The organism is Arthrobacter sp. MYb227 (assembly GCF_002975435.1).
Taxonomy (GTDB): Bacteria; Actinomycetota; Actinomycetes; order Actinomycetales; family Micrococcaceae; genus Paeniglutamicibacter.
Genome location: NZ_PCPT01000005.1, coordinates 224,791 through 238,211 on the forward strand (window position 1 = coordinate 224,791; position 13,421 = coordinate 238,211).

The 13,421-nt window shown below is 55.0% G+C and carries 12 protein-coding genes; 6 read left to right on the forward strand and 6 right to left on the reverse strand.

From position 1 onward, the window contains the following. Positions 1-38 precede the first annotated feature (38 nt). Entirely contained in the window at positions 39-464 is a 426-nt protein-coding gene (locus CQ018_RS12360) for a hypothetical protein (RefSeq protein ID WP_105550306.1), read from the forward strand. A 40-nt stretch (positions 465-504) separates the two neighbouring features. Here the strand turns inward: CQ018_RS12360 and CQ018_RS12365 are convergent, their stop codons facing one another. Next, entirely contained in the window at positions 505-1,932 is a 1,428-nt protein-coding gene (locus tag CQ018_RS12365) for a glucose-6-phosphate dehydrogenase (protein WP_105550307.1), read from the reverse strand. 115 nt (positions 1,933-2,047) lie between these two features. On the opposite strand from CQ018_RS12365, the gene ffh reads away from it, so the two are divergent. After that, the gene (ffh, locus tag CQ018_RS12370; protein WP_105550308.1) at positions 2,048-3,598 is read left to right on the forward strand and encodes a signal recognition particle protein; all 1,551 of its coding nucleotides are present in this window, start codon (positions 2,048-2,050) and stop codon (positions 3,596-3,598) included. A gap of 34 nt (positions 3,599-3,632) precedes the next feature. After that, on the forward strand, positions 3,633-4,802 hold the full coding sequence (locus tag CQ018_RS12375) for a hypothetical protein (protein ID WP_105550309.1): 1,170 nt from the start codon (positions 3,633-3,635) through the stop codon (positions 4,800-4,802). 23 nt (positions 4,803-4,825) lie between these two features. Here the strand turns inward: CQ018_RS12375 and CQ018_RS12380 are convergent, their stop codons facing one another. Then, on the reverse strand, positions 4,826-5,878 hold the full coding sequence (locus CQ018_RS12380) for an NAD(P)H-binding protein (protein ID WP_105550310.1): 1,053 nt from the start codon (positions 5,876-5,878) through the stop codon (positions 4,826-4,828). A 27-nt stretch (positions 5,879-5,905) separates the two neighbouring features. Here CQ018_RS12380 and CQ018_RS12385 point away from each other — a divergent pair, with 27 nt between their 5' ends. Together CQ018_RS12385 and CQ018_RS12390 are read left to right on the forward strand one after the other, a co-directional pair. Next, entirely contained in the window at positions 5,906-6,535 is a 630-nt protein-coding gene (locus tag CQ018_RS12385) for a CPBP family intramembrane glutamic endopeptidase (protein ID WP_105550311.1), read from the forward strand. Positions 6,536-6,801: 266 nt separating this feature from the next. Continuing rightward, positions 6,802-7,902 carry a hypothetical protein gene (locus tag CQ018_RS12390; protein WP_105550312.1) on the forward strand — a complete coding sequence of 367 codons (1,101 nt, stop codon included), beginning with the start codon at positions 6,802-6,804 and terminating at the stop codon, positions 7,900-7,902. A 168-nt stretch (positions 7,903-8,070) separates the two neighbouring features. Here CQ018_RS12390 and CQ018_RS12395 read toward each other — a convergent pair whose 3' ends face one another. After that, a complete protein-coding gene (locus CQ018_RS12395) occupies positions 8,071-8,286 on the reverse strand; it encodes a hypothetical protein (protein WP_105550313.1) in 216 nt (71 codons plus the stop codon). A gap of 43 nt (positions 8,287-8,329) precedes the next feature. Here CQ018_RS12395 and CQ018_RS12400 point away from each other — a divergent pair, with 43 nt between their 5' ends. After that, on the forward strand, positions 8,330-9,064 hold the full coding sequence (locus tag CQ018_RS12400; protein ID WP_146111894.1) for a hypothetical protein: 735 nt from the start codon (positions 8,330-8,332) through the stop codon (positions 9,062-9,064). Positions 9,065-9,701: 637 nt separating this feature from the next. On the opposite strand, the gene CQ018_RS12410 is transcribed toward CQ018_RS12400, so the two are convergent. From CQ018_RS12410 to CQ018_RS12420, 3 genes are all read right to left on the reverse strand, one after another. Further along, positions 9,702-11,369, reverse strand: a complete 1,668-nt coding sequence (locus CQ018_RS12410) for a DUF726 domain-containing protein (protein ID WP_105550316.1) — start codon at positions 11,367-11,369, stop codon at positions 9,702-9,704. A gap of 391 nt (positions 11,370-11,760) precedes the next feature. After that, positions 11,761-12,744, reverse strand: a complete 984-nt coding sequence (locus CQ018_RS12415; RefSeq protein ID WP_105550317.1) for a permease prefix domain 1-containing protein — start codon at positions 12,742-12,744, stop codon at positions 11,761-11,763. Further along, positions 12,741-13,103 carry a PadR family transcriptional regulator gene (locus tag CQ018_RS12420; RefSeq protein ID WP_105550318.1) on the reverse strand — a complete coding sequence of 121 codons (363 nt, stop codon included), beginning with the start codon at positions 13,101-13,103 and terminating at the stop codon, positions 12,741-12,743. Before CQ018_RS12420 ends, CQ018_RS12415 begins: the two co-directional genes overlap by 4 nt. Between the last annotated feature and the right edge of the window lie 318 nt (positions 13,104-13,421).

Below are 13,421 nucleotides of genomic sequence, written 5' to 3' on the forward strand. Positions count from 1 at the left end.
GTGGGCAGCCGCCTGCACCAGCCAACGGAAAGCAAAGCATGACTAGAACGGAACTACTGGTCTTCACAGCGGTCATCGTCGTATCGGCCACGGCCCTGGCAATACCATTCTTCCGGGCCTGGAGCGGAGCGTGGCGCTCGTGGGCCATCCAGGGACCGGGGCCACTGATTTTCACCCAGAGGAACTACGCTCCGCTGCACTTTGGTGTGGCTGCGCTGGCGATTTTGGGTCTGGCCGTGGCCGTTTATGCGTCGGCGGAACGGTTGGCGTTCGTCGATGAGATCTGGAACATCCTTTTGGCCGTTTTCATCCCTGTGGGGTTGGGTATTCGTTGGTGGTGGCCAGTTGCCTTGACCCCGCGTTGGCACAAGGAGTGGGTCAGCCGTGGAGGCTCGCCCGAGACCCCATTATGGGGCCCGGACGAGGAAGTACCGCAAGCCCAAGCGCGCAAGGGATGGCGCTGAGGATCACGAGATGCCAGCAGCGCCGCCGTGCACCGGCTGTTTAACTTGTAGGTAGCGTGCAGTTGGTCTCCCAACCCAGTGGACCATTGCCACCTGCCGCATATTCCTCAATGGGGACCTCGTTATTGGCCCAGGCGGCCAGAATCGGATCAACGATCCTCCAACATTCCTCGGCCGTGTCGCCACGTACCGAGAGTGTTGGATCCCCGGAGAGCACCCCGAGCAGTACTTCACCGTAGGGCAGTAGATCGGGGGAGTTCAGTTCTGCTGCCAGGGTGACCCGATCTAGGGTGTAAAGATCCCCGGGACCATTGACATCAAGATCTAGTTCTAGGGTGTCGGGTCCAAAACCAATGCGTAGTCGGGTTGGCTCATCAGTTCCCTTGAATCCTGTGGGTAGGTGTGAGACCGGGCGGAAGGTGATGATTGCTTCCTTACGCATCCTTCCCAAGGCTTTACCGGCACGTAACACAAAGGGCACGCCGGCCCAACGGGAATTGTTAATGTTCAGCGTGACCTCGGCGAGCGTCTCGGTATTTGCGTCCCTGTTCACTCCCTGCTCACTGGCGTAGTCGGGAACCGGGCGACCCTTAGAAGTGCCGGCTGTATAGCGGGCACGCCGGGTCGATTCTGCCGGGGTGCCGGCAATCGCCGCGGCACGCAGTACCGAACCCAAATGATCGCGCACATCGCGTTCCTTCAGCGTTGCCGGAGCATTCATTGTCAACAAGCCCAGCACCTGGAGCAGATGGGATTGGATCATATCGCGCAACGCGCCGGCCCGATCGTAATATCCGGCACGACCCTCGAGGGCTAATTCCTCGTCATAAATGATTTCAATCTTTTCCACGTGCTCGGCCGTGAAGAGCGGCTCAAGCAAACGATTAGCAAAGCGCAAGCCCATAATGTTGAATACGGTTCCCTTGCCCAGGAAGTGGTCAACGCGGTGAATATTTTCCTCTGGCACCAATCGGATCAGCGTTCGGTTCAACTCCTGAGCGCTTCGCTCATCGGAACCAAAGGGCTTTTCCATCACCAGCAATGTACTTTCGGGCAGTTCCCCGGGTTCTAGAACCTCGCAGGCCTTTTGGCTCACTGCCGGAGGCAGAGCGAAGTACAGGGCTACCGGGCCTTGTAACGTGGCAACCAGTTTGGAAAGTTCTCCGGGAACCGTGACATCGATATCGCTGTAGCTGGTGGTGGCACGGATCTTCTGTAACTCTGCCCGGCCAGCATCCGTTGCCTCTGCCTCGGCAGCTGAACAAACCTCGGTGACCCGCGCCAGCCATTGCTCGGGGGAATAGCCCGGTGCACCTGCACCTGCCAACGCAATTCCCGGGGCCCTGCCTGCAGCTATGAGCCGTGTAAGACCTGGCAAAAGTAGTCTCCCGGTGAGGTCACCGGAGGCTCCAAGAATCAGCAATGTGCGTACATGTGTGCCCGTGGGGGTCGAAAATTCGTGGTTCACCCTTCAAGACTGCCACGAGTTGCGCAAAGAGGCTTCTCTTTCTTGGTAATCTTGGATGTTGAGTCCAGCGGGTTAGACCGCGCCTAAAGCCCACAACGAAAGAAGTGCACGGCACGTGTTCAATTCACTCTCCGATCGCCTGACATCCACCTTCAAAAACCTGCGCGGAAAAGGCAGGCTGACCGAGGCCCAAATTGACGGCACAGTACGTGAGATTCGCCGTGCCCTTTTAGACGCTGACGTTGCAGTTCCCGTGGTGCGTGCCTTTACCGCACAGATCAAGGAACGTGCCCTAGGTGAAGAGGTTTCCGCCTCCCTGAACCCCGGGCAGCAGATCGTTAAGATCGTCAACGAGGAACTCGTTAACATTCTGGGTGGCGAGACTCGCCGCCTGAACCTGGCAAAGGTTGCCCCCACCGTCATTATGCTTGCCGGTCTACAGGGTGCCGGTAAGACCACGCTGGCCGGTAAATTGGCCAAGCACCTCAAGGCTCAGGGCCACACGCCCTTGCTGGTGGCCTGTGACCTTCAGCGCCCTAACGCCGTCAAGCAGCTGCAGGTCAACGGCGAGCGTGCCGGTGTTCCGGTTTACGCGCCGCACCCGGGCGTCTCTTCCGAGTTTGAGGCTTCCACCGGAGATCCGGTAGCGGTAGCCCGTGACGGTGTTGCAGAGGCCAAGGCCAAGTTGCATGACATTGTCATCGTTGATACCGCCGGCCGTCTGGGTGTGGATGCGGAAATGATGGAGCAGGCAGCGAATATTCGTGCCGCCATCAACCCGGACGAAGTCCTCTTCGTCATTGATGCAATGATCGGCCAGGACGCGGTCAACACCGCCCAGGCGTTCAACGACGGTGTGAACTTCACCGGTGTGGTGCTCTCCAAGCTCGATGGTGATGCCCGCGGTGGCGCAGCGCTCTCCGTTGCCTCGGTCACCGGCAAGCCCGTCATGTTCGCCTCCACCGGCGAAAACCTAGACGACTTCGAAATCTTCCACCCGGACCGTATGGCTTCACGCATCCTTGACATGGGTGACGTGATGACCCTGATCGAGCAGGCGGAAGCCAACTGGGATAAGGGCGAAGCCGAGCGGATGGCGAAGAAGTTCGCCGACCAGGAAGACTTCACCCTCGATGACTTCCTGATGCAGATGGCCCAGATCCGCAAGATGGGTTCCATGAAGAAGATCCTTGGCATGATGCCAGGATCACAGATTTCCCGTCAGCAGCTCGAGCAGTTTGACGAGTCGCAGATGGACCGCATCGAAGCCATCGTGCGCTCCATGACCCCGCATGAGCGTGTTGCACCAAAAATCATTAACGGTTCGCGCCGTGCTCGTATTGCCAAGGGTTCGGGCGTTCACGTTTCCGAGGTTAACTCGATGCTTGAGCGTTTCGGTGAGGCCCAGAAAATGATGAAGAAGCTCGCCTCCGGCGGAGCCATCCCCGGGATGCCCGGCGGCCGCGCCGGAGCCAAGAAGGGTGCCAAGGGCAAGAAGAAGCCCGCGAAGTTCGGCAACCCGGCCAAGGCAGCACAGCTTGCGGCCGAGGAAGCAGCCAAGGCCAAGGCGGCGCCGACCGGTGCAGCATTTGGTGCGGGCACTAAGGACTTCAACCCAGCAGATATGAACCTGCCGAAGGGTTTTGAGAAGTTCCTTGGTAAGTAATACCACTGATGTTCAGGGAGGCGATCAGCCAAGCATGCTGATCGCCTCTTTGGCATTAATCTTTGATCAGGCGGACGCCGCCACCGCCCACCAACGCATTAGCGAAACCCTCAAGGCGCGCGCGGCAATCTCCTTGCTTGCCGCCCCGGTGTCTTGGGGAGCCTATGCGGTGGTGGAGATGGTCCTGGCGGTGAACCCCGACGGCTACATCATCATGGCCGATGCAGCCGGAAACACGAGCTTTGGGCAACAAATCGAAGGCTTTGCCATTGCCTTGAAGCGTGGCACCGGAGCCAAATATGCGGACTTTGATGGCGCTGATGCCGAAAGCGGCGAACCGATTGAGGATCCGGCACTCGAGCATCCAAGCGGTGGCCGCTCGGTACTCATTGGTGCGCTGAAAGAATCGGAAGTATCGCTCTTTGCCGGTGCCACGTCGACAGCGTGGAACTATCTGTCCACCGAGCACGGTCCGGTGGCCGTCCATGAGGGCTATATGCCCGAGATCATGCTTTCCAAATCGGTCTTCCCGGCCGTCATGCTCTCACACATTGGCCCACGCTATTCAATGGTGTTTTGGTTTGCCAGCCAGGGCCGCAAGCTTCACGGCTTCCCGGCGTTTGGGCACGGCTGGTCTGTTGCATCGGAGCCCGTACTTGCCACGCTTCCCGGCACACCGGCCGCGGACGTTACCGAATTTTTAACCCGTGAGTGGCTGGCACCGGATACCGAATCCATTGGTGAGCTATCCGAGTACGGCCTGGCCCCCGAAATCATTGATGATCTGGTGAGTGCCTTCTCCGGCAGTGGATCCATGGATAAGGTGCGCGACGTGCTTACCATCCTGGGTCACGCTCCGGAGCTTGCCGACTATCTTGACGCTGCCGAGCTTCCGGCAGACGCACGGCTTGTTGAACCGCGTGGACTGGGCGGCACCATTGCCACTTCCATGAGCGCCGACGCACGCGTCGCCACCGGTTGGCGCAAGTTCTTCAATGTACTGTCCTGGCGGCCGCGCAGCCAGATTATGTGGGGCGCTATCCAAGCCTTGATCGCGGTAGCGTTTTTGACACTTACAGACTGGAACGATCCCTGGGCCACCCAATGGATTGCCATTCTTGTCACGGCCTATTGGGGGATTGACTCGTTGACCAACCTCGGGATCGGTTTTTACCGGGTATCGGGCAAGAAAAAGGGTCGATAACAAGCTACCGGGTGTTTCCCCCATTAGTGAGCTTTTGAATCTCGATGAGTTCCAAGCAACCGATTCCACCACTTCGTTCCCGTTGGACGTGCCCTAGAGCCCACGATTTCTACGTCTCCGCTAGCCCACTCCGGATCTGAGCGTAAGGTCTCATGCTCATCGCTGGGCCCGTCGCTTTGTATCGATCGGCGTAATGACTGGGTGACGCTCAGAAGCTGATCCGGGTACACCGAGTCCATGAGATCGCACTGTGTCTGCCCCGACCGTGCGATAAGGTCTTCGCCGAGGCTGGGTATCAAGGCATGAACAGTCGATTTAGGCATTGAGGTAATCCACGCGGCAGGGGTGCTTACCAGCTTGTAGGGTACAGATGGTACGTTGAGGAATTGCCGGTTGAGACGTGCGACCGATACGTACTGGCGGACCAGCTCCCTGTACGACATCACGTCTGGCCCGACCAAATCGATGGTGGATGAGGTACGCGGCATCGTTGTCGCAGCGGCCAAGGCTTCTAAGGCATTTTGCACCGATATTGGTTGTATTTTTGCCTCCATAAAGTGTGGCAGCGGGATTACCGGCATCCGTTCGGATAGGCGTCGAATCAGTTCGAAGGACGTTGAACCTCCGCCCAGGAGAATTCCGGCACGGAAAGTTATGACTTCGGGAATTTTCGAGGAAGTGAAAATTTCTTCCACCTCGAGTCGGGACCCTAAATGATCGGAGCTGTCAGATGCTTTCTCCGGGGCCAAACCGCCTAGGTAGATGACTCGGCGTACCTTGGAATCGGCGCAAATCTCAGAGAACTGTTTGGCAAGCTCACGGTCCTTTGTGGCAAATTTACCCCCATCCATCGAGTGGAGCAGATAGTAGGCAACCTCAGTTTCTTCCACGGCTGCTCGAACGCTCGATGCATCTTGGGCATCCATTTCTACCACCGAAACGAGTTCCGCCCACGAAAATGTTTTAGCTTTATCCGGTTGACGAAACGCGGCAGTAATTTCGTGCCCGTCACGTAGCAGTCTGGCTATAAGCCGAGATCCCACATAGCCAGAAGCTCCCGTCACGAGAATTTTCATAATCCCACCCTCTGCGATGATTAATATATGGACTACTTGAAGCCTAATGCTCTGTTTTTGGGACTGGCTATAGTTTTTGTGGGGTCATTTGCCTTGTTTTTGACCTTTCGGTTCGCCGATGACCCGATGGCATTTGTTGGACTTTCTGCCGTTACCGCAGCTACATGGTTTGTTGGTGGATTGTTCATTCGGCGACGTGTGCCAGAGAATAATGTCGCACCCATGCAGCTTCGGAAGAGCATTAAGCTAGCGATCGTTGTGACACTGTTTCTGAACTTAGTAATTCTTACTGGGGCATGGATCTTGGCTAAGTTACCGGCCTTATCGGGCTATGTTCACTCGGCAAGTTCTACGGCGGAAACAATATCGCTCGGACTGACACTCGTTATTGCCTTGGTGACCGGATGGGGGGAAGAAATCTTTTTCCGCGGTGCCCTACCTCGATTATTTAGCCGAAACCCCGAATTATGCTCGGTAGTTCTCTACACGCTATCGACATTGGTCACGGGGAATCTTGCACTAGTTATTGCGGCTCCGATGCTAGCTATTACCGGCCATTGGTTAATTCGCCGTACCGGCAGGCTCTCCGCGGCCTTGATTTTGCACACGGGGTTCAGTTTGATCGTCGTCGGGCTGACTCCATTGATTGTTTTCTGACGTGAGGCAATCTCCGTAACAAAAGAGTCATAGAGGACGTTTGATTTGCCTGAAGAAACTAAGTTTTGACGCCTTAATTTGGTTGTATATGATACGTTTACTTCAATATTGTTTAGGGTTTGTTCCAACCTGAAGTAACAAGCCAGCGAGCCTGCCGATATTCCAATCCTCCCGTCTCTGACATGGGCTTTTACCGTTTGTCTAACCCTGTTCCCGTGTGCAACTCTCTTGCTATAAGACTTGCAAAGATATGGGAGGCAGTGGAGATGGGTATTGACTGGGAAGGCACCCTCGGGGCCGAACGCGCAGATCTTGCAGCCGCATATGATGATGCCGTATTCGAAGCGGACCGTGCGCAACGATCGGCATTCAATCAAGTCGTTGGTAGTGCGTGGGGCACCCACGGCATGCCCAAACCCGTACTGAGATTTGACGAAACCGTCTGTCCAGTCCTTGCCGGGTTATGGATAGCGCTTTACGAGCAAGAGCAGCTCATTTCAACCTGGAGTAGGCATCCTTCTTCGGCAAATCTCGAGCACTGGCTGCCAAAGTTGCAGGGCACATCACAGGATGGAAAAACTCAAAAGCGTGCACTCGCGACTTCCGCATGGCTCATGTGTAGAGCGACCGAAATTTTCACTGGAAATATTTTGAATTTCGAAGGACGAGATTCTCAGTATTCCTCCTGGGCGGAGTTGAAAGCGCTTGCTCCTGGGCTTAAACAGAAAAGCGCTGAAGCGATTTCCCTAATTGACGAGCTCTCGGGTGAGAACCACGCGTGGGCATCGACATCCGAGCACGTCGTCGACGCAATTTCGGAAATGTTGGAAAGTCACGTCGAGGGTAATCCTCTTGAAGAGATGCTTGGCAGTTTCCCGTGGGAAGCTGCGCGGGAGTATGCGGCCGGTAAGGAACTTGGTCTTGCCCGTGAAGCATTCAGTAACTCTCTTCGAGCAAACTTCGAACAGGAGCTTAGGCCATCAGCAGAACGAGCCTATGATGACGGCTTCCAAAGGGGCGGATTCGTCAGCTCAAAGATTTCTTCTCAGATGCAGATTGTTCGTGAATCTATGAAAGCCGCATACAAATCTTTGGATGAAAGCTTGGAATACGAGACCGTCTCGCCTAGCGAGGATCTGCCATTCGATGATGGACGAAGACTCACTGCTTCAAGCATTGCTGCTAAAAGCGCGGCGGATGAAATGCTCCAGGCGTTTGAGAAGAGTGTTAGCGATGCGGCGCGGTCGTATACTCCGGCGTCTTCAATCGCGTGGGAATCTGCGTTAGAGAACATCAGAGCGGCTTATCTGCCGGAGCTATACAAGGCCCACCTCAATGGTCTTGAGCTACTGGAAATGCTGGTTTAACTCCATTCAACCCGCAAGAAACCTAGAGACCAGTAACCGACTTTTTCATTGCGCCTCGATGCTTCGTTGCCCTTGTAACCATTGACGAATAACCCTTTCGCCTAAAAACCCGATTTGCTCCTAAAGTCCGAGGATTCTTCAAGGAGAATACCTTTCCAACTGAAGGGGTCAGGAGACAACTTTGAATATACGTAAGAGCACCCAATTCGCGGCGCTGTGTGCTGCACTGACACTCTCATTAGCTTCATGCAGTGCTGCTGCTGACGTTGAGGCAGCAGGCGCCCCACCATCCGTTTCATCAGCACCTGCCTCCACAGGATCTGCCGTTCCCACGCCATCGGTTACTCCAAAGCCCTTACCGGCTCTGAAGACGGCAATGGTCATGGACGCGTCGATTCCCTCGATGTGCGGCTTCCCGAAGGGAAAGATGAAGAACGGAGAACTTTCGAAGAAACACTCTGAACACCCCGGTGCAAATTCACCGCGGATTCCAAATCGCGATTTTGTCGTCGCTGGTGACCTCACCGGAGATGGCGTCGATGAACTCGCAGCTGTTTTCTACTGCGATAAAGGAGGCGTCTCGTGGCCTGCACAGATCCAGCTCTTTGAAAGTACAGTTGACGGCATTGCCGCGCTGGGCCAACCCTTCGGGATCGGTACTATCAGCGGAGGCGCTCGTGGAATGCCAAGTGGCTTCAAATACGCCAACGGTCGGCTTTCTCTGAGCGGTCCTCAGGTGCTCCTGAGCGACAATGCGATCAGCCCCAGCGGAAAATTCGCAGCTTCCCTTGCGTGGAATGGCAAAGAGCTCGTAACCTCGAGTTTCGCCGACACAACCCATGGTTCGAGCAAACTTCTTGAGACCTCATCGATCAATGGCACCTGGTGCCTCGTGGAATCCTCCACTGGCGCAGGCAAAAACTGCCTTGAAATCAGCTTCCCAACCGTATCGTCTGGCGATCATGACCCACGAACGTTTTCAATTCAGGTTGACGGAGACCTCCTGAATATGAGCACCTATGACGCGCCGCTTGGCATTTTCTACCCGGCTAAAACTTCAGTTGACGATAAGTCATACCCAGAGGTTGCCAAGAAGAATATCAACGAAGATCGTATTTACAATGGCCAGACCCGAGAACTCTACGTTCGCTCCGGTAGCTAGAAGTTCAGCCTGAATCATCCCAGATTTGATACGGCTGTCCTAAGAAAGATAATAGCTATGCTTGAAGAGCGTCCTGCCGAAGTCCTTGACCGTGCTGTATTGATGGTGGTGGATCGGTTTTCTGAACACCCTTCCATTTATGGAGCGTGCAAGGCGTTGCCTGCGGAGTTGGAAGTTGGCCCACTGCCGAATTCGTATCGGTGGTTACCTTTATGGCCGGTTGCCCATTCAGTCGCGAGATTATCACTGCGAACGATGTAGGACTTTGTGTCAAAGCAGCAACTTTGCGCTTGAACCAATCAGATGCTTTCGATGCGCAGATTGATCCGAGCAAGACATTTCCGGATGTGCCTTTATTGATCTGGGCGAAATTCCTACTAGAACGCTATGCTACAGACACAGCCGAAAATGGTGGGAGCCTTAGATGAGTCTCCGTCCAGGGCTCGAACAGCAGACGTCTAACTGGATCCAGAAAAGATCGGCTTCTTACTCTAACGAGCATCAAACGATAAGTGTCTTTCTGGGTTCAGATCGACCCAGAAAGACACTTATCGTCGCCCTCGAAACTTCTCTCGGTCGTTACGCGAATGCCTAGCTCGTCAACACATAACTGGTCGTTGAGTCCGGCCAGCAGCGATTAATTTCTATTGGATTCATCAACGTTAACATCGGCAAGCGACAGCTGGACGTGCTCATGGTAATCAGAGTGCGCTTTCACCTTTTCCGAAACATCCACATTTTTCAGTCCCTTGACCACAGGCATGAATCCGCTGCGTCCTGCCGCTGTTTGGCCAGCTTGCGCTACCGGATAGATGCTCTTGAGTACTCCGTCATTCGTTGAGTGGTAATTGTAAACAGTTCCATTGACGCCTTCAGCTAAGGATTTCCAGTCGCCCTTTGCACCAATAGCTGCGCCCAAGAGATGCATGGATTCAATGCGTGGCCCATCGGTTTTGGTGTTCAAAGCCTGAGCTGCAAACACCATCGCTCGAGCACCTAAGCTATGCCCTACCAAGACAAAAGAATCTTCTGTGGTTCGCGCAATTAAGTCTGCCAAGATAGCACCGGTCTTCTCAGCCCGAATTTTAGCTACATGCCACGGGTTCTTGACCAGGTCAGCGACGAGCAGCGCTGGAGCAATGGGCCCTAGTTTTTTTGCGGCGAGTTTAGCTGCCCTCGCGGCGACTTGCTGTACTGCTGGGGCACCAATTACCCTTGCAGCAGCTCCACCACCAAAATAAGCAAGATTCTTGAGTTCTTTGGCACCCCAATGCACTCGATAAACGGGGGAATCTGGATAACGCTGAGTGATGATATTGCGCCATTCACCCCATCCACGACCGGATTCACTCAAGAAACCATTACAGACAACAACCGGTACACCGCTTCCACCTTGTAGCATCTCGATATGGAACGATTTGTCTTCGCGGACGTATGCATTAGCGATAGTTGAGCCAAGAACTCCACCTAACGCTGCACCGAGACCGGTAACGACGGCAGTTCCACCCGCCATTCCAAGTCCTCCGGCGGCAATAGCTCCACCGCCCAAGAGCGCTAGCCCGTAGCTAGTAGCTGCGGCACCAGAGAATCCGCCTGCAACTACGCCAACGGCACCGCCGATGGCGGGAGCTGCTAAAAATGCAAACGGGGTGGCGGCGGCAAGACCTGCGCCGGCAAACCCAACTACTTTTACGGCTCGTGCAAGATTGGGTTTGTCGTACTTGAGGAACTCTTCATAGTCGTTCAGAGCGCCCATGGGGGTGCTTGCTTTGGCAAATCCGGGGGTCTCATGGCGATGCTCGGCACAATAGCGTTGTATCGATATTGATCCTCGACCACGGACCGCCATATTTTTGCACAGAGGTGCGGCGCAGGGAAGAGTTGGGGAGCCGCACTCATCGCATAAGTACACGGGCAACTGTCCCAACGGTCGCTTCACCTTCCGGTGCTCGTGTTGACCGAAGCACGCTGAGCACCATCCGTAACGTTTCTCATCCGTGAGCTCATCAGAAACTTCCGCTAACCACTCAACCATCTTTCGATGCTTCTGAGCACGGTTCTCGGCTTGTTGCTGTTGTTGTTGGTCGGGTAGATCAACGGCTGCATACCTATCCAATGCGAAAGCCCAAGCACTGTTGACAAGCATACGGTTGGTGCCCAGCCCAGACTGCTCAAAGTTTGGAGTAACTGAATCCGTTGATCCCGTTAGCTCAAGTACTTGACCGGTTGGTGAAACAACTCGGCAATGAATACTATTTCCGTCAAGCACGCGTGCGACGATTTCCGCTTTTTGCATGGTATTCATATTTGCATGGATCCATCGGGATAGTCCTTGTGCTAAGCACAAGTCGGAAAATAACTGAGTAGACCGGAGCGTTGGAGCTCAAGGTTTAGTCATCTCGGGGAGGCAACTTCAAAGCGTTGCTACCGATACTTGACCGGTCCTTGAAGACAGCTTATGCGCTGGTCCTGGGGCATAAGGATCCAGTTAACGGTTCAAAAATGAGGTATTAGAAAATTACTAGACGCGGTTAGTTAATCTCAGGAGTCAACCCGATGCGAATGGAGTTCAAGTGAACTAACCAGAGACCGTTTCCTAGCGAATGATCACCGGTTCTTCACAAATAACCGCTGTAGCGCTGGTCTTATCGGATGTTACTCCGGTCTTGTTGAGCCACGGTTAATCTCCGAGCGGTTCATGAAGGGTTTGAGTTCGAATGCTTGGTACGCGCGGCAGCGTCTGTGCGAACCTTGCGCGTTGAATCAATAAGCTCCCACACCAGAATGCCAACGGCAATCACGATGACCGAAACATTGATGTGCAGGGCCGCATCGTGCCAACCTAGGGCAACCAGGCGTTCGACCATGGGTGGATTGAGGAGGGAATTGGTTGCGGCAAGCCACACCAGCGGCACCACAACCAGCAGGCCAGTGACCGCGTTGAGCCCCACGAAGGGCCACGACCAGCCTCCGGCGCGATAGCGCAGGAATTCCACGACTGCACCTGTAAGTAATCCAGCGATCATTACCGGGATCCACAAACTCCAGAGGCTCGGCTCCAGACTCGGCACAGGTGCCCCGCCGGCATCGGTAAAGGGGGAGCGGAAGTGCTGCCACACCAGATAGGCGACACCCACCAGCGACATGATGATCGAGGCGATCGTGTCGCCCAATTTCACGCCACCCTGGGGTGGATCCGGAAGCGTTGAAGGATCCCAGGCCGGATACATGGACTTGGGTGCTTGGTTGCGTTCGAGGATGGCAAAGACAACAGTGACCCAGAAGAAAAGCTGAACCGTGAGCTGGATCAGGGTGACTATTGTCTTAGCTGCGGTGTCGCCTGCATCCGCACCGGTCAACAGGTTGGCAATGATAATTCCCGTACCCGCAATGGGTAGCACCGTCGCGGCGAGCACCTTCAGCAGCCGGATGTAGGTGGGGTAGTGATCTGGGCCGATCAGCTGCAGTTTTCGGTTTGAATACTCGGCCGCAAGCCGCATGGGATCGCCGAGTTCTAGCAGCGCCGAGTGTTCGGCTTCTTGTGGACTTGCTCCTGCTTCGAGGCGCGCATCGGTGAGATCGGCGATGGCCGCTGCGAGTTCTGCTTGCACATCGTTGCGTTGAGATTCGGGTACCGCGTGGATGACGGCGGTGATGTAGCGGTTTGTCAGGGTCTTCATGACAACTCCTTGAGGAGGTTTTTAGGATCTTCGGTTCGTAAGGTATTTAGCGACTGAGTCAGCGAGTTCCATTCGGATTCCAACTGTTGGAGCAGTTTTCTGCCGGCATCGCTGGTGCTATACATCTTGCGTGGTCGCGAATCGGTGGTGTCCCAACTGGAGCTCAGCAGGCCTTGCTTTTCCAGTCTGCGCAGGAGCGGGTAGAGCGTGTTGGCATCGACACTAAGCCCGGATTTTTCGAGGACGGCAAGTAATCCGTAGCCGTATCCGGGGGTTTTGAGCGTAGCCAGTGCCGCAATGACCACTGTGCCGCGGCGCAGCTCCTGTTGATGTCCGGCAAGTACATCCTCATCGTTCATAACAAACACGATAGTGTGTCTCGCACAGTATTGTCTATGGCCGCCATCGAATTCCCTGTTTCCTACTTTCGCAACCCGCCGGGACCCGGTTGAAACGTGAATCCGCTGGCTGGCCATCTGGCGGTGTTCTACCTGTAAAGCACATGTCGACCGGGGTTGTGGATCATGACCGATTCGTATTCACCATGGGGACGCCGGGAAGTTGGTGCGCATTGTCGGTGGCGCGCTTACCCGCCCCGCACGAGCCATGGTGAATACGCGAAAATGCTAGATTAGTTCAAATTGCTAGAAATATTGGCGTGGATTGGCCACTGGGGG